The 18,482-nt window shown below is 61.6% G+C and carries 18 protein-coding genes; 10 read left to right on the top strand and 8 right to left on the bottom strand.

Going from position 1 to position 18,482, the window contains the following annotated elements:
• The first annotated feature begins 70 nt into the window (after window positions 1-70).
• The 3 genes from ACP7B3_RS25470 to ACP7B3_RS25460 are packed head-to-tail and all read left to right on the top strand — an operon-like array spanning window position 71 to window position 2,135.
• A complete protein-coding gene (locus tag ACP7B3_RS25470; RefSeq protein ID WP_242200343.1) occupies window positions 71-640 on the top strand; it encodes a GNAT family N-acetyltransferase in 570 nt (189 codons plus the stop codon).
• A gap of 41 nt (window positions 641-681) precedes the next feature.
• Complete coding sequence (gene tesB / locus ACP7B3_RS25465) at window positions 682-1,551, top strand: acyl-CoA thioesterase II (RefSeq protein WP_145162285.1); 870 nt, start codon at window positions 682-684, stop codon at window positions 1,549-1,551.
• A complete protein-coding gene (locus ACP7B3_RS25460) occupies window positions 1,548-2,135 on the top strand; it encodes an HAD family hydrolase (RefSeq protein ID WP_426181730.1) in 588 nt (195 codons plus the stop codon). Before tesB ends, ACP7B3_RS25460 begins: the two co-directional genes overlap by 4 nt.
• A 135-nt stretch (window positions 2,136-2,270) precedes the next feature.
• On the opposite strand, the gene ACP7B3_RS25455 is transcribed toward ACP7B3_RS25460, so the two are convergent.
• The 3 genes from ACP7B3_RS25455 to ACP7B3_RS25445 form a co-directional block, all read right to left on the bottom strand.
• On the bottom strand, window positions 2,271-3,257 hold the full coding sequence (locus tag ACP7B3_RS25455) for an alpha/beta hydrolase (protein ID WP_426181727.1): 987 nt from the start codon (window positions 3,255-3,257) through the stop codon (window positions 2,271-2,273).
• Window positions 3,258-4,145: a KPN_02809 family neutral zinc metallopeptidase gene (gene ypfJ / locus ACP7B3_RS25450; protein WP_119740949.1), complete on the bottom strand. Its 888-nt coding sequence runs from the start codon at window positions 4,143-4,145 to the stop codon at window positions 3,258-3,260.
• Between the two features lie 171 nt (window positions 4,146-4,316).
• A complete protein-coding gene (locus ACP7B3_RS25445) occupies window positions 4,317-4,733 on the bottom strand; it encodes a membrane lipoprotein lipid attachment site-containing protein (RefSeq protein WP_145162277.1) in 417 nt (138 codons plus the stop codon).
• Between the two features lie 197 nt (window positions 4,734-4,930).
• Between ACP7B3_RS25445 and ACP7B3_RS25440 the strand changes: the two genes are divergently transcribed.
• Window positions 4,931-5,809, top strand: a complete 879-nt coding sequence (locus ACP7B3_RS25440; protein ID WP_145162274.1) for a DMT family transporter — start codon at window positions 4,931-4,933, stop codon at window positions 5,807-5,809.
• 1 nt (window position 5,810) lies between these two features.
• Here the strand turns inward: ACP7B3_RS25440 and ACP7B3_RS25435 are convergent, their stop codons facing one another.
• Window positions 5,811-7,145: an MFS transporter gene (locus ACP7B3_RS25435; protein WP_145162271.1), complete on the bottom strand. Its 1,335-nt coding sequence runs from the start codon at window positions 7,143-7,145 to the stop codon at window positions 5,811-5,813.
• Window positions 7,146-7,366: 221 nt separating this feature from the next.
• Between ACP7B3_RS25435 and quiC the strand changes: the two genes are divergently transcribed.
• Together quiC and ACP7B3_RS25425 are read left to right on the top strand one after the other, a co-directional pair.
• Entirely contained in the window at window positions 7,367-9,268 is a 1,902-nt protein-coding gene (quiC, locus tag ACP7B3_RS25430) for a 3-dehydroshikimate dehydratase QuiC (protein WP_369302463.1), read from the top strand.
• An 81-nt stretch (window positions 9,269-9,349) separates the two neighbouring features.
• Complete coding sequence (locus ACP7B3_RS25425; RefSeq protein ID WP_145162264.1) at window positions 9,350-10,015, top strand: TetR/AcrR family transcriptional regulator; 666 nt, start codon at window positions 9,350-9,352, stop codon at window positions 10,013-10,015.
• A 124-nt stretch (window positions 10,016-10,139) separates the two neighbouring features.
• On the opposite strand, the gene ACP7B3_RS25420 is transcribed toward ACP7B3_RS25425, so the two are convergent.
• From ACP7B3_RS25420 to ACP7B3_RS25405, 4 genes are all read right to left on the bottom strand, one after another.
• Window positions 10,140-10,988 (bottom strand): shikimate dehydrogenase, encoded by an 849-nt coding sequence (locus ACP7B3_RS25420; RefSeq protein ID WP_426181720.1) that lies wholly within the window; start codon window positions 10,986-10,988, stop codon window positions 10,140-10,142.
• Window positions 10,989-10,993: 5 nt separating this feature from the next.
• A complete protein-coding gene (gene aroQ / locus ACP7B3_RS25415) occupies window positions 10,994-11,434 on the bottom strand; it encodes a type II 3-dehydroquinate dehydratase (RefSeq protein ID WP_145162258.1) in 441 nt (146 codons plus the stop codon).
• Between the two features lie 175 nt (window positions 11,435-11,609).
• Window positions 11,610-12,689, bottom strand: a complete 1,080-nt coding sequence (trmA, locus tag ACP7B3_RS25410) for a tRNA (uridine(54)-C5)-methyltransferase TrmA (RefSeq protein WP_262206738.1) — start codon at window positions 12,687-12,689, stop codon at window positions 11,610-11,612.
• The gene (locus ACP7B3_RS25405) at window positions 12,686-13,981 is read right to left on the bottom strand and encodes an NCS2 family permease (protein WP_426181716.1); all 1,296 of its coding nucleotides are present in this window, start codon (window positions 13,979-13,981) and stop codon (window positions 12,686-12,688) included. The genes trmA and ACP7B3_RS25405 overlap by 4 nt, the downstream gene beginning before the upstream one ends.
• Window positions 13,982-14,191: 210 nt before the next feature.
• On the opposite strand from ACP7B3_RS25405, the gene ACP7B3_RS25400 reads away from it, so the two are divergent.
• From ACP7B3_RS25400 to ACP7B3_RS25385, 4 genes are all read left to right on the top strand, one after another.
• Window positions 14,192-14,635, top strand: coding sequence for a DUF4879 domain-containing protein (locus tag ACP7B3_RS25400; protein WP_242200359.1), 444 nt, complete (start codon window positions 14,192-14,194; stop codon window positions 14,633-14,635).
• 96 nt (window positions 14,636-14,731) lie between these two features.
• The gene (locus ACP7B3_RS25395) at window positions 14,732-15,256 is read left to right on the top strand and encodes a (2Fe-2S)-binding protein (protein WP_145162245.1); all 525 of its coding nucleotides are present in this window, start codon (window positions 14,732-14,734) and stop codon (window positions 15,254-15,256) included.
• Window positions 15,253-16,242, top strand: a complete 990-nt coding sequence (locus ACP7B3_RS25390) for an FAD binding domain-containing protein (RefSeq protein ID WP_242200360.1) — start codon at window positions 15,253-15,255, stop codon at window positions 16,240-16,242. Before ACP7B3_RS25395 ends, ACP7B3_RS25390 begins: the two co-directional genes overlap by 4 nt.
• Window positions 16,239-18,422 carry a xanthine dehydrogenase family protein molybdopterin-binding subunit gene (locus ACP7B3_RS25385; protein WP_262206735.1) on the top strand — a complete coding sequence of 728 codons (2,184 nt, stop codon included), beginning with the start codon at window positions 16,239-16,241 and terminating at the stop codon, window positions 18,420-18,422. The genes ACP7B3_RS25390 and ACP7B3_RS25385 overlap by 4 nt, the downstream gene beginning before the upstream one ends.
• The last annotated feature ends 60 nt before the right edge of the window (window positions 18,423-18,482 follow it).

The following is an 18,482-nucleotide window of genomic DNA, read 5'->3' as shown; positions in this document are numbered from 1 at the left end:
TTCTGACGGGAACCTGCGAAGGATCTTACCAGCGCTGTACACTCACGCACATGGCAAGGGAGGGGGACCCATGGAGCCGATACTGGAATTGGAAAGCGCGCGCTTGCTGCTGCGCCAATGGCGCGACAGCGACTTAACGGAATTTGCGCGCATGTGCGCCGACCCGCAGGTGATGCGTTATTTCCCGGCCAAGTTGAGCCACTTGGAAAGCGCGGCGCTGATTGGCCGGATTCGCGGGCATTTCGCTGAATACGGCTTTGGCCTGTGGGCCTTGCAGCGCAAGGACACTGGCGAATTTATCGGCCTGACCGGGCTGCTGAATGTCAGCTTTGAAGCGGACTTTACCCCGGCGGTGGAAATTGGCTGGCGCCTGGCCCGCGAACATTGGGGTTTGGGCTACGCCAGTGAGGCCGCGTGGACCGCGCTGCGGTGTGGTTTCGACCGACTGCAGTTGGATGAAATTCTCGCCTTCACCACCGAAACCAATCTGCCATCACAAAAAGTCATGCAGGCCATCGGTATGCATTACGATCCCCAGGCAGATTTTGAACACCCCAAGGTCGCAGCCGATGACCCGCTGCGCCATCATGTTTTGTATCGCATCACCCGCGCCCAATGGTTGGACACGCTGCACGGATAAGCAGCCCGGAATGCCCTCTCGATTGTTGTAGGAGTTGCTCTATGAGCCAAGTATTGGAAGATCTGGTGGACTTGCTGACGCTGGAGCCGATCGAGGAAAACCTCTTTCGCGGCCGCAGCCAGGACCTGGGTTTTCGCCAACTGTTCGGTGGCCAGGTGCTGGGCCAGTCGCTGTCGGCTGCCAGCCAGACCGTAGAAGAAGCACGACATGTGCATTCCCTGCATGGTTATTTCCTGCGCCCCGGCGACGCGTCATTGCCGGTGGTGTATTCGGTTGACCGCGTGCGCGATGGCGGCAGTTTCAGCACGCGCCGCGTCACGGCTATCCAGAAGGGCAACCCGATTTTCACCTGCACCACGTCGTTCCAATATGACGAAAAGGGCTTTGAGCACCAGACCACCATGCCTGTGGTGGTCGGCCCGGAGAACTTGCCGTCCGAGCTGGAACTGACCAAGCAGCGTGCGCACCTGATCCCCGAGCACATGCGCGACAAGTTGCTGTGCCCCAAGCCGATCGAAGTGCGCCCGGTGACTGAAAAAGACCCGTACAACCCGCAGCCGTCCGACCCGGTCAAGTACGTGTGGTTCCGCGCCGACGGCGCGCTGGCCGACGCGCCCGCGCTGCATAAATACCTGCTGGCCTACGCCTCGGATTTCGGCTTGCTGACCACCTCGTTGCTGCCCCATGGCAAGACCGTGTGGCAAAAAGATATGCAGGTCGCCAGCCTCGACCACGCGCTGTGGTTTCATGCCGACTTGCGCGCCGATGACTGGTTGCTGTACGCAATGGACAGCCCGTGGGCCGGCAACTCGCGCGGTTTTTCGCGCGGCAGCGTGTACAACCGCGCCGGGCAACTGGTGGCCTCGGTGACCCAGGAAGGCTTGATTCGTCATCGCAAGGACTGGGCATGAGCCTGTCGGACGTTAAGCATTGGGTGTTTGACATGGACGGCACCCTCACGGTGGCCGTGCATGATTTTGCGGCGATCCGCGTGGCCCTGGAGATTCCGCCCGAAGACGACATCCTCACGCACCTGGCGGCCTTGCCGGCGGACGTGGCGGCGGCCAAGCACGCGTGGTTGCTTGCGCACGAACGCGAGCTGGCTGTGGGGTCAGTGGCGGCGCAAGGTGCGGTGGAGCTGGTGCGCGAGCTGGCCGGGCGCGGGTATCGCCTGGGCATCCTGACGCGCAATGCGCGCGAGCTGGCGCACATCACGCTGCAGGCGATTGGCTTGGCGGACTGCTTTGCCGTCGACGATGTGCTGGGGCGTGAAGATGCGCCGCCCAAGCCGGACCCGGGTGGGTTGCTGAAACTGGCAGAAGCTTGGGAGGTTTCGCCGGGCGAAATGGTGATGGTCGGGGATTACCGCTTTGACCTCGATTGCGGGCGGGCGGCGGGGACGCGCACGGTGCTGGTGAACCTGCCGGAGAACCCGTGGCCGGAACTGGCGGATTGGCATGCGGCGGATTGCGCAGTGCTGCGCCAGATGATTTAGCCCAAGCACTGAAGATCGAATGTGGGAGCGGGCTTGCCCGCGAAAGCGGTGGATCAGTCACTGATGAGTCGACTGAAAATCCGCCTTCGCGAGCAAGCCCGCTCCCACATTTTTATCCGGTTTCGTCAGCTGTTTTTACTTAGGGAACAACACCTTCTCGCCCTCAGGCGAAGTAAACATCTTATCCCCATCGTGCCCAACCCCTGGCACTTCCACCAACCTCTGAGTCATCTGCGGATGACGCTGCTTGAGGTAGTCAAAATAGTTGTGCCCACGAATCAGGCGATACGCACCCTGGGTTTCGGCCTCGCAGCTTTTATCCAGCGCCGGGTGGTTCGGGTCGGTGTCCTGCTGACCGAGCAAGTAGGTGATGTCGCGTGACACGTAAGCCTGCTCAAGCTGCTGCGCGCTCTGGCCCTTGGCGTAGTCCGGCAGGTTTTGCATGCCGTACTTCCAGTCGTTGAAGCCAGGGCAACTGGCCGTGTCGAATTTCACCGGGCGTTGCGGGCTGAAATAGGCGTAGGACGACGGGTTGGCCACCACATAACGCAGGCTGATGCCTTCGGTTTGCAGCAGCGGGTGGTCGTGGCCGGTGAGGGCGAAACGCTGCACCACCTGGCCGCCGCCGGAATGGCCGGCCACCACGATTTCCTTCAACGCCGGGAACAGCTTGCGGTTGCCCAGGTGCTTGATGATCTGGTCCAGCGCGCCGTAGGAGCTGAGCTGGCCAGGGCCCGTCGAGGCGTCGCCGGCCATCCAGTCATTGCCGTTCCAGCGCAGCACCTGGCTGCCCAAGTGGTTGCGCTTTATGTCGGACTCGTTGAGAAATTGCGGCGCGATCACCAGGGTTTTGGCCGCAAGCCCGGCGTTTTCGGCGGCATCTTCGCCGCTTTGCAGGTAGGTCTGTGCATTGCGCAGGCGGCCATGCACGATGATCAGCGCGCGGGTCACGTTGGGCAGCGGCTGGTTCCAGTCCTGGCTCAAGCCCAGGCTCAGGTCACCGGCGTCCAGGTGGAAACGATCGGGGCTGACCACCTTGACGCCGTGTTCTTTTTCGGCGGCCCAGGTGGAGGAGGAACAGGCAATCATCACGCCGAACAGCAATCCCAATCGTTTATTCATCTAAAGACTCTTCGCTGTAAAAGTGTCGCATTGAGTGATCTGGCCCGCTGCGAAGCCGGTTTTGAACCAGCGAACGCGCTGCGCAGAGGTGCCGTGGGTAAAAGAGTCCGGCACCACGCGGCCCTGACCCTGCTGTTGCAAACGGTCATCGCCGATGGCGTTGGCCGCATTCAGTGCTTCTTCGATATCGCCGGGCTCCAGCCAGTTCAGGCGTTTTTGCGCACGGTTGGCCCACACGCCGGCAAAGCAGTCGGCTTGCAGCTCCTGGCGCACCAGCAGGCCGCCGTCGCCTTGCATCTGGCGGCCCTGTTGGCGCGCGGCTTGAATCTTGGCCGAGATGCCCAGCAGCGTTTGCACGTGGTGCCCGACTTCGTGGGCGATCACGTAGGCCTGGGCGAAATCGCCGGCGGCCTGGAAGCGCTGCGACATTTCCCGGAAGAAATCCAGGTCCAAATACACCTGCTGGTCAGCCGGGCAATAAAACGGGCCGCTGGCCGAGGTGGCGCCACCGCAGGCGGAATTGACCCGACCACGGAACAGAATCAGTTTCGGATTCTTGTAGACCAACCCGTTTTCCTTGAACACCTGGCCCCAGGTGTCTTCAGTGTCACCCAGAATCGCGCGGACGAAATCGGCCTGCTGGTCATTGGCCGGCGGTGCCTGGCGCGACTGCGTGCTCACTGACGGCGCTTGCTCCGCCTGGCCGGTCAACTGGCCGAGGATCTGCAGCGGGTCCTGGCCGGTCAGCCAGCCAATACCGACGATCAGCACAATTGCCGTCAGGCTCAGCCCCTTGCCGCCGCCAAACCGCATGCCGCCACCGCCGCCGCCACTGTCATCGCGGGCATCTACCACGTTGTCGCTGCGTCGGCCTTTTTTCCATAGCATGGGGCAATCCTCTCGTTAAACCTGTCGAACACTTTTGTAAGAGCAGTGTTGTTGGTGCGTATGAATGGCGCCAGCCCGGCTGTCCGACAAGCAACAAGAGTTGCCTAGTATTGCTGCTGTCAGGCCGTGCAGGCAGGGGCGCCAGATGAAAGTTGTGTCAGCTTGATTGGGTCAGTCGCGGCAATAGCCTTCGCCGGTATCGACGATCAGGCAGTCCTTTTTATCCGCCAGCCATTTCAGGCCAGTGGCTTCACCGTCACCGGCGCTCAATTGTTGCGGGCCGTCCGGGCGGGTAAAGGCGATACCGTCTTCGTTGGCTTCACCTTTGAAGGTGCCTTCGTCGTCGGCGTCAAGGCCGTACTTCATGGTCAGAACGTAGTGGCCGCGGCCGATGCTGTCGTCCTTGGCGATGGTCAGGTTCAGGCCTTCGACGCCGATCCACTTGCCGACCCATTTGTCGGTGGGCGGCGTGGCCGGTACCAGGGTGGCCTGCACCGAGGCCGGGGCGGGCTTGGGCGCTTCTTTGGACTCTTGGTTACAAGCAGTGAGCAGGACGAGAGCAGAAAGAGCAAAGAGTGTCTTTTTCATAGCGGCAAGGCCTTGGTTAAAAAGTGCAACGCGCGGGCAAAGGTGCAGCGTTGGACTCGAATCCGGTGATTTAGTGCGCTGTTCGCACGGTGTTTGGTTATGCTCTTGGGGCGCACGCAGGCCCGCCTGCTAGATTACCGGGTTGAGCGCTTGCGTGTTCAGTGCTCAGCATTCAGCCCGCCATGCAAGAGAATTCAATGACTGTCAGTACACCCCTTTCCGGCGTCAACCATCCCTTCAAAGGCATTTTGCTGATTGTGGTGGCAACGTTTCTGTTTTCCAGCCACGACGCCTTGTCCAAATACCTGGCCGGGTTCTACCCGATCGTGATGGTGGTGTGGGCGCGGTACCTGGTGCACACCTTGTTGATGGCCGGCATTTTCCTGCCGCAGTCGGGCTTGCGCGTACTGCGCAGCAAACGCCCGGGCATGCAGGTGGTGCGTGCGTTGTGCCTACTGGGCACCAGCCTGTTTTTTACCGCGGCGCTGCATTACATCCCCTTGGCGGAAGCCACGGCGGTGAACTTCCTGGCGCCGATCCTGGTGACAGCACTGTCAGTGCCCTTGCTAGGTGAACACGTGACACGTGGCCAATGGCTGGCGGTGATCTGCGGGTTTGTCGGCGTGCTGATCATCATCCACCCCGGCGGTGAGCTGTTCACGCCTGCGGTGCTGCTGCCGCTGTGTTCGGCGTTGTTCTTCTGCTTCTACCAGCTGCTCACGCGCATCCTCAGCCAATACGACACGCCGACCACCAGTAACTTTTTCGCTGGCCTGTGCAATACCCTGGTGATGAGTGCGATGGTGCCGTTCTTCTGGCAGTTGCCCACGGTGTGGCATGGCGTGCTGATGCTGGCGCTGGGCACGTGCGGCATGACCGCGCACTTGATGTTGACCCAGGCCTTCCGCTTTGCGGCGCCGGCCTTGCTGGCGCCGTTCGGCTATTGCCAGATCGTGTTTGCGGGGTTGTTGGGCTGGCTGGTGTTCAACCATACCCCCGACATGACCACGGTGGTCGGCATCGGGGTGATCTGCATGAGTGGGTTGGCCGCTGCCTGGCAGCAGCGGCGGCGCTGAATCAAGCCTCGACGGTCGGAATCTTGCGAGGCGCCATGAAGTACATCCAGGTCAGCGCGATGAAGTACATCGCCGGGATCAGGGTGAACAGCACGGTGTAGTTGTTGTTCGTGACCGTGAGGATGTGGCCGACGATCTGCGTCATGAACATGCCGCCGATGGCTGCGCACATGCCGCCGAAACCGAACACCGTGCTCATCATGTGCTTGGGCGTGTAGTCCATTACCAGGCTCCAGATGTTGGCGGTCCAGGCCTGGTGCGCGCCGATGGCCAGGGAGATGGCGAACACGGCGACCCACAACTGGCTGGAGCCGGCGGCCATGATCACGCCGACGATGCAGCAGGCAAACAGCAGCATCGACAACAGCCGCGCCTTGATCGGATTCATCCCACGGCCGATCAGGAATGACGACAGAATCCCCCCACCCACGCTGCCGAAGTCGGCTGTCAGGTAAATGATGATCAGCGGGATGCCCATTTGGGTCACGTTGATGCCCAGGTTGTATTGCTGGTTCAGAAACGGTGGCAGCCAGTACAGGTAGAACCAGAACACCGGCGCGGTCAGTGCGTAGGCGAGGGCGAAGGCCCAGGTGCCGCGCATGCGCAGGATACGGCTGAAAGGCACACTGGGTTGCTCCGGTTCGACTTCCTGTAGCACGTAGTCCAATTCGGATTTTTTGACCGTCGGGTGGTCTTCCGGGTTGTAGTACTTCAGGCCCCAGCACACCAGCCAGATCCCGCCCAGTGCCGACATGCACAGGAACGCCGCCTGCCAGCCCCACACGTGAAGGATCAATGGCAGCAGCATCGGCGTCATCATCGCGCCCACATTGGTGCCGGCGTTGAAAATACCGGTGGCCACCGCGCGCTCACCGGCCGGGAACCACAACCGCGTGGTCTTGACGCAGGCCGGGTAGTTGGCGGCCTCGGTCAGCCCGAGAACGAAGCGGCAGACCATAAAGCCGACGGCCGACGTCGCCAGGCCATGGGCGCCCGTGGCGATGCTCCACAGCAACACGGCGCAGAAAAACACGCGCTTCACGCCAATTCGGTCAATCAGCCGGCCTTGCAGCACAAAGCCGATGGCGTAGCCGACTTGGAACCAGAAGTTGATGTTGGCGTAGTCCATCGCCGTCCAGCTCATCTCCTTGGCCAGGATCGGTTGCATCACGCCCAGCGCGGCGCGGTCGATGTAGTTCAGGGTGGTGGCGAAGAACACCAGGGCCAGCATGCCCCAGCGGGTTTTGCCCACGGCCATGGCGCCGCGGATTTTGTCGCCGATGCCGCTGTGCGGATTGCTGTGGCGCACGGCCACGGCGGGAGTTTGCGAAGGCATGAGGTCGTACCCGTTTTTTTGAAATTTTTATGGTGTGTTCTGGGTCTTGATACGTGTTCGATGGTGCGCAGTGGCTAAAAACTCGTCAATTCGCGGATTACCATTTTGTTCGATAATCGCCCAAAAAACTAACCGGTTCGTACATTTCAATTGCTGTGCACAGTTTAGCGGCCAATAATTTGCCGTAAATAAGACGAGCCTCATTTGTCGGGAGTCGCCCCATGCAACGCTCCATTGCCACTGTTTCCTTGAGTGGAACCCTGCCGGAAAAACTCGAAGCCATCGCCGCTGCCGGGTTTGATGGCGTGGAAATCTTCGAAAACGATCTGCTGTATTACGACGGCAGCCCACGGGAAGTTAGGCAGATGTGCGCTGACCTGGGTATCGCCATCACCTTGTTCCAGCCGTTTCGCGACTTTGAAGGCTGCCGCCGCGACCGTCTGGCGCGCAACATCGAGCGCGCCGAGCGCAAGTTCGACTTGATGCAGGAACTGGGCACCGACCTGGTGCTGGTGTGCAGCAACGCTTCGGCCGATTGCGTCGGCGATGAGCAGATTCTGCTCGACGACCTCAGCCTGCTCGCCGAGCACGCCGGCCGCCGTGGCCTGCGCATCGGCTATGAAGCGCTGGCCTGGGGCAAGCACGTGAATACCTGGCAGCAGGTGTGGAACCTGGTGCGCCAGATCGACCACCCGAGCCTTGGCGTGTTGCTCGACAGCTTTCACACCCTGTCGCTCAAGGGCGACCCGAGTGCAATCGCCCAGATCCCGGGCGACAAAATCTTTTTTGTGCAAATGGCCGACGCGCCGATCCTGGCCATGGACGTGCTGGAGTGGAGCCGGCATTTCCGCTGCTTCCCGGGGCAGGGCGAGTTCGATCTGGCGGGGTTTCTCGCGCCGATTATCCAGAGTGGCTACAGCGGGCCGTTGTCTCTGGAAATTTTCAACGATGGTTTCCGCGCAGCCCCGACGCGGGCGAATGCGGCGGATGGCCTGCGCTCGCTGTTGTACCTGGAAGAGAAAACCCGCGAGCGCCTCAAGCAGCAAGCGCCTGCTCAACCGGTCGACCTGCTGTTTGATACGCCGGCCGCCAGCGAGTACGACGGCATCGAATTTCTTGAGTTTGCCGTGGATGAAAACCTCGCTGCCAAGCTCACCCAATGGCTGGAACGCTTGGGTTTCGTCAAGGCCGGGCAGCACCGTTCCAAGAGCGTGAGCCTGTTGCGCCAGGGCGATATCAACTTGATCCTCAATTGCGAACCCTATTCTTTTGCCCACAACTTTTTTGAAGCCCACGGGCCGTCGCTGTGCGCCACTGCGATTCGGGTCAAGGACAGCGCCAAGGCGTTGCAGCGGGCGGTGGCTTACAAGGGCCAGCCATATCGGGGGCTTGTAGGGCCAAATGAACTGGAGTTGGCCGCCGTGCGTGCGCCGGACGGCAGCCTGATTTACCTGGTGGATCAGAACGCAGGCGGGCTGTACGGCACCGACTTCAATCTGCAACCGACTACCACCTCAAGCGGCGGCCTGCTGCGCATTGACCATATGGCCATGGCCTTGCCCGCCGACAGCCTCGACAGTTGGGTGTTGTTCTACAAGAGCCTGCTGGATTTCGAAGCCGATGATGAAGTGGTGCTGCCTGACCCGTACGGCCTGGTGAAAAGCCGCGCGTTGCGCAGCCGCTGCAGCTCGATTCGCCTGCCGTTGAACATTTCCGAGAACCGCAACACGGCGATTTCCCACGCGCTGTCGAGCTACCGCGGCTCGGGTGTGCACCACATCGCCTTCGACTGTGCGGATATCTTCGCCGAGGTGAGTCGGGCCAAAGAGGCAGGCGTGCCGTTGCTGGACATCCCGCTCAACTACTACGACGACCTGGCGGCACGCTTTGATTTCGACGACGAGTTCCTCAGCGAGCTGGCGTACTACAACGTGCTGTACGACCGTGACGCTCAGGGCGGTGAGCTGTTTCATGTGTACACCGAGCCGTTCGAAGGGCGGTTTTTCTTCGAGATCATCCAGCGCAAAAACGGCTATGCCGGGTATGGCGCAGCCAACGTGGCAGTGCGCCTGGCGGCGATGGCCAAATCGCGTAGCGGGGCGCCGCGACAAGCACGGTTATGACGGCGCGGCCAGGTGCTTCCTTCGGGAAGCGCCTCGGCCCATAATCGCGGCCTGCACAACAAAAATGGCCGTGAGCGCACCATGACCCTGACCCCCGACCTCTCCGCTGTGTCAGACGCACCGCGCAAGAGTCGTAAGAACAATCCGGAAAAGACCCGCGAAAACATCCTGCAGGAAGCGATCGTCGAGTTTGTCCAGCAGGGCCTGTCCGGCGCTCGCGTGGATGCCATTGCCGAACGCATCCACACCTCCAAACGCATGATTTATTACTACTTCGGCAGCAAGGAGCAGTTATACGTCGAGGTGCTGGAGAAGCTCTACGGCGACATTCGCAATACTGAAACCCGCATGAACCTCACCGCCCTGGAGCCGCGCGAAGCGATTCGTCGGCTGGTGGAATTCACCTTTGATCACCATGACCAGAACGTGGATTTCGTGCGCATCGTCTGCATCGAAAACATCAACAACGCCGAATACGTGAAGCGCTCGGATTCGATCAAGGCGATGAACAGCAATATTCTCGAAGCGCTTGGCGCAACCTTGCAGCGCGGCGTTGAGATGGGCGTGTTCCGCCAAGGGCTGGACCCGTTGGACGTGCACCTGCTGATCAACTCGTTCAGCTTTTACCGAGTGTCCAACCGCCATACGTTCAGTGAGATCTTTCAGATCGGGTTGTCGGACGAGGCGGTTAAACAGCGGCATCGGGAGATGATTTGTGAAGCGGTGATGCGTTACCTGCAAGCCTAAATCCATCGAATACCCTTGTGGGAGCGGGCTTGCTCGCGAATGCGGAGTGTCAGTCAATACATCCAGCGACTGACACAGCGCTTTCGCGAGCAAGCCCGCTCCCACATGGGGTCGGTTTCGGCAGTCAGGTATTCATGCTCTGGAAGTGCGCCAACATCCTCTGCGCATCCGGCCTCTCACCACTGAACAGCTCAAACGCTTTTACCGCCTGAAACACCGCCATGTTGCCGCCGTCCAGCGTGCGGCAGCCCAAGGCGCGGGCATCGCGCAGCAGCTCGGTTTCCAACGGGAAATACACGATTTCTGCGACCCATAATGCCGCCCGCAACAGATGGGCAGGCACCGGCGTGCCGGGCAGCTTGGCCATGCCCATCGGCGTGGTGTTGACCAGCCCATCGGCCTCGGCCATGGCGCTTTCCAGGTGGTTGCCGACCTGCGCCCGCCCGGCGCCGAAATGCTGGGCGAGGTTATCCACCAGGTCCCGAGCGCGGGTCACGTCCACGTCGAAAATGCTCAGGTGGTGCACGCCCTCGGCCAGCAGCGCGTGGGCCACCGCCGCGCCCGCACCGCCGGCGCCCATCTGCACGACATGCTGGCGCGCGACGTCATTCAAATTACGCCGGAACCCTTCGGCGAAGCCCAGGCAGTCGGTGTTGTGGCCGATGCGTTTGCCGTTCTTGAACACCACGGTGTTGACCGCGCCAATGCCCCTGGCTTCGTCGGACAATTCGTCGAGCAACGGCAGAATCGCCTGTTTGCACGGGTAGGTAATGTTCAAGCCGGTGAACTGCATCCTCTCGGCGGCGTGCAGCAGGTCGGGCAGGGCATCAATATTCAGTTGCAGCGGTTCCAGGTCGATCAGGCGATACAGGTAGCGCAAGCCCTGGGCATCACCTTCCTGCTCATGCAGGGCAGGCGTGCGGGAGGCTTGGATACCTGCGCCGATCAGGCCGGCGAGGATGCGCGGTTTCATCGGCTTCACCCTTTCAACGTGTGGCTGAAGTGTTCCAGGGCCAGGTGGTAACCATGGCTGCCGAACCCGGCGAGCACCGCCTTGGCAATGGGCGACACAAACGAGTGATGCCGAAACGCCTCACGCGCGTGCACGTTGGATAAATGCACCTCGATCACCGGCACTTCGCTGGCCACCAGTGCGTCGCGAATCGCTACCGAGGTGTGGGTCCAGGCTGCCGGGTTGATCACGATGCCGGCGCACCGGGCGCGGGCGCCGTGGATCCAGTCGAGCAGTTCGCCTTCGTGGTTGGTCTGGCGGAATTCGATTTTCAGCCCGAGTTTTTCCGCGCTGCGCCCGCACAGGGCGGCAATGTCGGCCAGGGTTTCATGGCCGTAGGTGGCGGGCTCGCGGGTGCCGAGCAAGTTGAGATTAGGGCCGTTGAGCACCAGCACGATGGGCGGCATTTTGGGGTATCTCCACAGTTATTATTGGTTGTGGAGATAAAATGTACTGGATGGTTAATTTGGTCAATTGACGGCGGCGGATCTGTTCGATTATCGAACCGTAAATCAGCGCGCGGGAGTTTTCGGTGGTCGGCGACCGCCCTTGCCAATGGCGGTCGCACGCGTGTGAGACGGGTTACCGGCGGGTCAGCAATACGCCGGATTCCATATGGTGCGTCCATGGAAACTGGTCAAACATCGCACACTGGGTAATCCGGTGCGTGTCATGCAGTTGCGCAATGTTCGCCGCCAACGTCTCCGGGTTGCAGGAGATGTAGAGGATGTTGTCAAAGCGCCGCGTCAGCTCGCAGGTGTCCGGGTCCATGCCGGCGCGTGGCGGGTCGACGAACACGCTGCCGAATTCGTAGCTTTTCAGGTCGATGCCATGCAGGCGGCGGAACGGGCGCACTTCGTTGAGCGCCTCGGTGAGTTCTTCAGCCGACAGGCGCACCAGGGTGACGTTATCCACCGCGTTTTCATCGAGGTTGCTCAACGCCGCATTCACTGAGGTCTTGCTGATTTCGGTCGCCAGCACTTTACGCACACGGGTCGCCAGCGGCAGGGTGAAGTTGCCGTTGCCGCAGTACAGCTCCAGCAAATCATCCGGGCGATCGCCCAAGGCTTCATACGCCCAGTTGAGCATCTTCTGGTTCACCGTGCCGTTGGGCTGAGTGAATGCGCCTTCGGGTTGGCGATAGCTGAACGTGCGCCCGCCGACGTCGAGTTTTTCCACCACGTAGTCGTGGCCGATCACATCACGTTTGCCCTTGGAGCGGCCGATGATGCTGACATTCAAGTCGGCAGCGAGTTGGTTGGCGGCCGCGTGCCAATGCTCGTCCAGCGGGCGGTGGTAGCACAGGGTGATCATCGCGTCGCCGGCCAGGGTAGTGAGGAACTCCACTTGGAACAGCTTGTGGCTCAAGGCCGCGCTGGCTTGCCAGGCGGCCTTGAGTTGCGGCATCAACTGGTTGATGCGCTGGCTGGCAATCGGGAATGCTTCGATCAGAATCGGCGTGCGCTTGTCGTCCTGGGAAAACATCGCGTAGTGGCGCTCGCCGCCTTCGCGCCACAGGCGGAACTCCGCACGCAAGCGGAAGTTCTGCAGCGGCGAATCGAAGACCTGTGGCTCGGGGGCGTCGAACGGTGCCAGCAGGTCACGCAAGCGCGTGACCTTGTCTTGCAGTTGAGCGGTGTAGCTTGCGGCGTCAAAAGTCATGCGTTGAACCAGCCCAGCTTGATCACAAACAGAATCGACAGGATCACCAGTGCCGGGTTCAGCTCACGGTAGCGGCCCGAAAGCAGCTTGATGGCGGTCCAGGCGATGAAACCGAAGGCGATGCCGTTGGCGATGGAGTAAGTGAAGGGCATCGCCAGGGCGGTGATCACCACCGGCGCTGCAACCGTAATGTCATCCCAGTCGATTTCGGCCAGGCCCGAGGTCATCAGCACGGCCACGAACAACAACGCAGGCGCGGTGGCGAAGGCCGGAACGCTGGCCGCCAGTGGCGAGAAAAACAGCGCCAGCAGGAACAGGATCGCGACCACGATGGCGGTCAAACCGGTACGGCCACCGGCGCTCACGCCTGCAGCGGACTCGATGTAGCTGGTGGTGGTCGACGTACCCAGCAGCGAACCGGCCATGGCCGCGGTGCTGTCGGCGATCAGCGCACGGCCCATTTTTGGCATGTGGCCGTCCTTGCCCATCAGGCCGGCGCGCTTGGCGACGCCGATCAGGGTGCCGGAGTTGTCGAACAGGTCAACGAACAGGAACGCGAAGATCACGCTGACCAGGCCGATATCCAGCGCGCCTTTGATATCCAGCTGCAGGAAGGTCGGGGCCAGGGACGGTGGCATCGAGATCACGCCGCCGAACGGGGTGACATTCAACAGAATCGAGACAATGGTCACGGCCAGAATGCCGATCAGCACTGCACCGCGTACGGCCAGGGCTTCCAGCGCAACGATGAGGATAAAACCAAAGGTGGCCAGGATAGACGCCGGTTGTTTCAGGTCGCCCAGGCCCACCAGGGTGTTCGGGTTGCCGACCACGATCCCGGCGTTGTGCAGGGCGATCAGCGCCAGGAACAGGCCGATACCGGCGGCAATCGCCGAGCGCAGGGGCAAGGGGATGCTGTTGATGATCCACTCACGGATGCGGAAGATCGACAGCAGGAAGAACAGCACCGCCGAAATAAACACCGCGCCCAGCGCCACTTGCCAGGTGTGGCCCATGTGCAGCACCACGGTGTAGGTAAAGAAGGCGTTGAGGCCCATCCCCGGCGCCAGTGCGATCGGGTAGTTGGCGATCAGGCCCATCACGGTCGAACCGATGGCGGCGGCCAGACAGGTCGCGACAAACACCGCGCCCTTGTCCATGCCGGTCTCGCCAAGGATGCTCGGGTTCACGAACAGAATGTAGGCCATGGCCAGAAAGGTCGTGATACCCGCAAGAATCTCGGTGCGCACGTTGGTGTTGTGTGCTTTGAGTTGAAACAGCTTTTCCAGCATGCCGGCTCCCTGTGACGCTATTTTGCGTCGTTATTTGTTGACCTCTAAGTCAAAGCACAAACTGCGCCAAGCGCCTGTGGTTTCAGAGAGGATCGGAAAAAGCGGCGCATCATACCAGCAGCCGAAGGCCAATGGCGCATAGGCTTGGTTTTGTGGGTGGATGGCCTTGAGGCATACTGCGCCGACGTTTAATCCAGAGTCGTCAACAGCATGAAAAAAGCCAACGCCAGCAGTCTAGCTCTGTTCGCCATAATCGGCCTGGGGCTGGCGGCACCGGCTTGGGGCGCGACTGCACCGGCATTGAGCGAGGTGCGCGTGTTTAAAGTGGAGTCTGCCGGTTGCGCTGAAACTATCCCGGAGCGCGCGACCAGCACGCAGATGTGCACCCATCGCGGGCCCACCAAGGTGTCGGTGATGGAAGTCGGCCTGGGCAAAAGCCCGATGGGCCGTTTCGATGGCGCAGAGTTGAACGGGCAACGCTCGCCGATATGCCAGGTCGGCAACATCAGCCAGGCCTGTCATGGCGTGGGCACTGTGATGGGCTACATCTATGTGTTTGACCTGAACGTCCAGGCCCCGGGCTGGTTCGAGTACAGCAATTCCTCAATCAACGGCTCGCAAACCCCGCTGACGACGATGCTCAACATCCGCTGATCAATCCTCTTGAACGCTCAATACCCCGGGAAGTCGTACCCCTGAGACGGCGACTTTCCTGAACGCCGCGGATATACCCCAACCCGTGAGGTGTTTATGAGCGCAACCCCCAATGGCGCGGCGGCCAGACCGTTCGTCAGCCACCCGATTCGTCTGACCCTGAACGGCCAGGACCGCCAACTTGACGTGTTGCCGTGGACCACCTTGCTGGACCTGCTGCGCGAACAGTTGGACCTGGTCGGCAGTAAAAAAGGCTGCGACCACGGCCAATGCGGTGCCTGCACAGTGTTGCGCGACGGCAAACGCGTAAACGCCTGCCTGACCCTGGCGGTGATGTGCGATGGCGCCGAGTTGACCACCATCGAAGGCCTGGCCGATGGCGACGTGCTGCACCCGATGCAGCAGGCGTTTATCAAGCATGACGCCTTTCAGTGCGGCTATTGCACCCCAGGGCAGATCTGCTCCGCCGTGGGCCTGGCCAATGAAGGCCGCGCCCACGACACCGCGCAGATCCAGGAGCTGATGAGCGGCAACCTGTGCCGCTGCGGCGCCTACAGCAACATCCGTGATGCCATCGAAGACGCCTTGCCGGCCTGCCGTGCTCAGGGAGGTGAGCAATGAACCCTTTCCAGTACAGCAAGCCAGCCGATGTGCACGAGGCCGTGCACATGAGCAGCGCGGCTTCACGCTTTATCGCCGGTGGCACCAACCTGCTGGACCTGATGAAAGAAAACATCAGCCGCCCCGAGCACTTGATCGATATCACCGGCCTGCCGCTGCAGGGCGTTGAAGAAACCGCCAGTGGCGGCGTGATGATTGGCGCGTTGGTGAGCAACGCCGACCTGGCCTGGCACCCCGTGATCGAGGCGCGTTACCCACTGCTGTCCCAGGCCATCCTGGCCGGAGCCTCGCCGCAGTTGCGCAACATGGCCAGCACCGGCGGCAACTTGTTGCAGCGCACCCGCTGCTACTACTTCTATGACGCCAGCGTGCCCTGCAACAAGCGCGAACCCGGTAGCGGCTGCCCGGCGCGCACCGGCTTGAACCGTATCCACGCGATCCTCGGCGCCAGCGAACACTGCGTGGCCACGCACCCGTCGGACATGTGCGTCGCCTTGGCGGCGCTGGACGCGCGGGTGCATGTCGAAGGCCGCGCAGGTGCGCGGGTCATCGAATTTGCTGACTTCCATCGACTGCCCGGCGATACGCCGCAGCGCGACAACCTGCTGGCCGACGATGAGTTGATTACCGCCATCGAGCTGCCCGCCAACCAGCTGGCCAGTCACAGTCATTACCTGAAAATCCGCGACCGCGCCTCTTACGCGTTTGCCCTGGTCTCCGTGGCTGCCGCCCTCGAACTGGACGGCGACCAAATCATCGACGCCCGCGTTGCGCTTGGTGGCGTGGCGCACAAGCCTTGGCGTGACCGCGCGGTGGAAGCCTCGCTGATTGGCCAGACGGTCAGCCGCGAAACCTTCAGCAACGCCGCCGACGCCTTGCTGCAAGACGCCGTACCGCTGGAACACAACGGCTTCAAGATCAAGCTGGCGCGCCGTGCAATTATTCGCGCCCTGAGCGACGCCGCAGTCGCAGGAGAACGCCCATGACCGCTATCGGCAAACCTCTGGACCGCGTCGACGGTCTGCTCAAGGTCACCGGCCAGGCGCGCTATGCCGGCGAGTTTCCAGGCAATGACTTGCTGCACGGCAGTGTGGTCTCCAGCACCATCGCCAAGGGCCGGGTTATCAAGATCGATGCCTCAAAGGCCCTGGCGCTGCCGGGCGTGGTCATGGTGCTGGATCACCACAATCGCCCCAAGCTTGCCAGCTACGATGACGCGTTCGCCGACGACGATGCGGCGGATGGCTCGCCGTTTCGCCCGCTCTACAACGACCGCGTCCTTTATAGCGGCCAGCCCTTGGCGCTGGTGATTGCCGACAACCTGGAGCTGGCGCGACATGCCGGTTCTCTGGTCGAGATCGAGTACGCAAGCGAAGCCTTTGAAACCGACTTGCTGGCCATGCAGGAGCAGGCGCACCCCTCGCCGCAAACGCCGCCCGCGCCCCGCGGCAACTTCCAGGCCGAGTGGAGCGCGGCCGCCGTCAGCCTCGACGTGCACTACAGCACGCCCATCGAACACCACAACCCGATGGAGCCCCACGCCAGTACGGTGCTGTATCAGCCGGACGGCACCCTGCATATCCACGACAAAACCCAGGGCCCGCAGAACTGCCAGGCCTATGTGCAAAAAATCTTCGGCCTGGACAAGAGCCAGGTGAGGATTTTTGCCGCGTTCGTCGGCGGCGCTTTCGGTTCGGGCCTGCGCCCGCAATACCAGTTGCCCCTGGCGGTGATGGCGTCCTTGGCGCTCAAGCGTTCGGTGCGCGTCACCCTGACGCGTCAACAGATGTTCACCTTTGGCTACCGACCGCGCACCTTGCAGCGGTTGCAGATGGGCGCGGCCGCCAACGGTCGGCTGCTGGCGTTGGGGCACACCGCGATTGGCCAGACCTCACGCTTTGAAGACTTCAGCGAGCACGTCGTGGAATGGAGCGGCATGCTCTACCACTGCGACAACGTGCAGCTGACCTACAACCTGGTGCCGCTGGATGTGTACACGCCGCTGGACATGCGCGCGCCAGGCGCTGCGCTGGGTGTGATCGGCCTGGAGTGCGCCATGGACGAACTGGCCTGCGCCTTGGGCATGGACCCGGTGCAATTGCGCCTGATCAACTACGCCGAGCGCAACCAGAACGAAGACAAACCCTGGTCGAGCAAAGCCCTGCGCGAGTGCTACAGCGAAGGTGCCGAACGTTTCGGTTGGGGCCAGCGCAACCCGGAGCCGCGCAGCATGCGTGACGGCAACCAGTTGATCGGCTGGGGCATGGCCGGTGGTGTGTGGGAAGCCATGCAGATGAAGGCCAGCGCCAAGGCGAGCATCGACGCCGAAGGCAAATTGACAGTAAGCAGCGCCACCACCGATATCGGCACCGGCACTTACACGGTGATGACCCAGATTGCCGCGCAGGCCAGTGGTGTGGCGATGGGCGATATCCAGTTTTTGCTGGGGGATTCGTCCTTGCCCACCGCGCCATTGCAGGGCGGCTCGTTTACCGTGTCGTCCGTCGGCACCGCCGTGCAACAGGCATGCGAAGCGCTGAACGCCAAACTGCTGAAGGTTGCCCGCCAGACGTACCCGGTGTTCAAGGACGCCGAGTCCGTGCGCTTTGAAGACGGCCAATTGCACACAGGCGATGTGAGTGTGTCGTTGGCCCAACTGGTTAAAGACAGCGGTGAGGACGCGCTGCAAGTGCAGGTTGACAGCGAGCCCGACAAAAAACGCGAGGGCTACGCCACGGCCACTCACTCGGCGGTATTTGTGGAAGTGCGGGTCGATGAAGACCTGGGCACCATCAAGGTCAGCCGCGTGGTCAGCGCGATTGCCGCCGGTCGTGTGGTCAATCCGAAGATGGCCCGCAGCCAGATCCTCGGCGGCGTGGTGTGGGGCATTGGCATGGCGCTGCATGAAGAGACGCAGATCGACCATCACCTGGGGCGCTACATGAACCACAGCCTGGCCGAATACCACATCCCGGTGAACGCCGACATTGGCGAGATTGACGTGATCTTTGTCGAAGAACACGACGACGTCGTCAATGCCCTGGGCTCCAAAGGCGTGGGCGAAATCGGCATTGTCGGGGTGGCGGCGGCGGTGGCGAATGCGATTTATCACGCCACTGGCAAACGGGTACGCGACTTCCCTATCACCCTGGATAAGGTGCTCTAGCACGCACCTCAAAACCACTGTGGGAGCGGGCTTGCTCGCGAAATCGGAGCGTCAGTCAGT

This window comes from Pseudomonas sp. TWRC1-2 (assembly GCF_049896685.1).
Lineage (GTDB): Bacteria > Pseudomonadota > Gammaproteobacteria > Pseudomonadales > Pseudomonadaceae > Aquipseudomonas.
This window is presented reverse-complemented; position numbering and strand designations above follow the sequence as displayed.

Excerpts from the sequence above, each read along its gene's own strand:
- ACP7B3_RS25470 (WP_242200343.1), top strand. The coding sequence starts at position 71 with ATGGAGCCGATACTGGAATTGGAAAGCGCGCGCTTGCTGCTGCGCCAA.
- tesB (WP_145162285.1), top strand. The coding sequence starts at position 682 with ATGAGCCAAGTATTGGAAGATCTGGTGGACTTGCTGACGCTGGAGCCG.
- ACP7B3_RS25460 (WP_426181730.1), top strand. The coding sequence starts at position 1,548 with ATGAGCCTGTCGGACGTTAAGCATTGGGTGTTTGACATGGACGGCACC.
- ACP7B3_RS25455 (WP_426181727.1), bottom strand. The coding sequence starts at position 3,257 with ATGAATAAACGATTGGGATTGCTGTTCGGCGTGATGATTGCCTGTTCC.
- ypfJ (WP_119740949.1), bottom strand. The coding sequence starts at position 4,145 with ATGCTATGGAAAAAAGGCCGACGCAGCGACAACGTGGTAGATGCCCGC.
- ACP7B3_RS25445 (WP_145162277.1), bottom strand. The coding sequence starts at position 4,733 with ATGAAAAAGACACTCTTTGCTCTTTCTGCTCTCGTCCTGCTCACTGCT.
- ACP7B3_RS25440 (WP_145162274.1), top strand. The coding sequence starts at position 4,931 with ATGACTGTCAGTACACCCCTTTCCGGCGTCAACCATCCCTTCAAAGGC.
- ACP7B3_RS25435 (WP_145162271.1), bottom strand. The coding sequence starts at position 7,145 with ATGCCTTCGCAAACTCCCGCCGTGGCCGTGCGCCACAGCAATCCGCAC.
- quiC (WP_369302463.1), top strand. The coding sequence starts at position 7,367 with ATGCAACGCTCCATTGCCACTGTTTCCTTGAGTGGAACCCTGCCGGAA.
- ACP7B3_RS25425 (WP_145162264.1), top strand. The coding sequence starts at position 9,350 with ATGACCCTGACCCCCGACCTCTCCGCTGTGTCAGACGCACCGCGCAAG.
- ACP7B3_RS25420 (WP_426181720.1), bottom strand. The coding sequence starts at position 10,988 with ATGAAACCGCGCATCCTCGCCGGCCTGATCGGCGCAGGTATCCAAGCC.
- aroQ (WP_145162258.1), bottom strand. The coding sequence starts at position 11,434 with ATGCCGCCCATCGTGCTGGTGCTCAACGGCCCTAATCTCAACTTGCTC.
- trmA (WP_262206738.1), bottom strand. The coding sequence starts at position 12,689 with ATGACTTTTGACGCCGCAAGCTACACCGCTCAACTGCAAGACAAGGTC.
- ACP7B3_RS25405 (WP_426181716.1), bottom strand. The coding sequence starts at position 13,981 with ATGCTGGAAAAGCTGTTTCAACTCAAAGCACACAACACCAACGTGCGC.
- ACP7B3_RS25400 (WP_242200359.1), top strand. The coding sequence starts at position 14,192 with ATGAAAAAAGCCAACGCCAGCAGTCTAGCTCTGTTCGCCATAATCGGC.
- ACP7B3_RS25395 (WP_145162245.1), top strand. The coding sequence starts at position 14,732 with ATGAGCGCAACCCCCAATGGCGCGGCGGCCAGACCGTTCGTCAGCCAC.
- ACP7B3_RS25390 (WP_242200360.1), top strand. The coding sequence starts at position 15,253 with ATGAACCCTTTCCAGTACAGCAAGCCAGCCGATGTGCACGAGGCCGTG.
- ACP7B3_RS25385 (WP_262206735.1), top strand. The coding sequence starts at position 16,239 with ATGACCGCTATCGGCAAACCTCTGGACCGCGTCGACGGTCTGCTCAAG.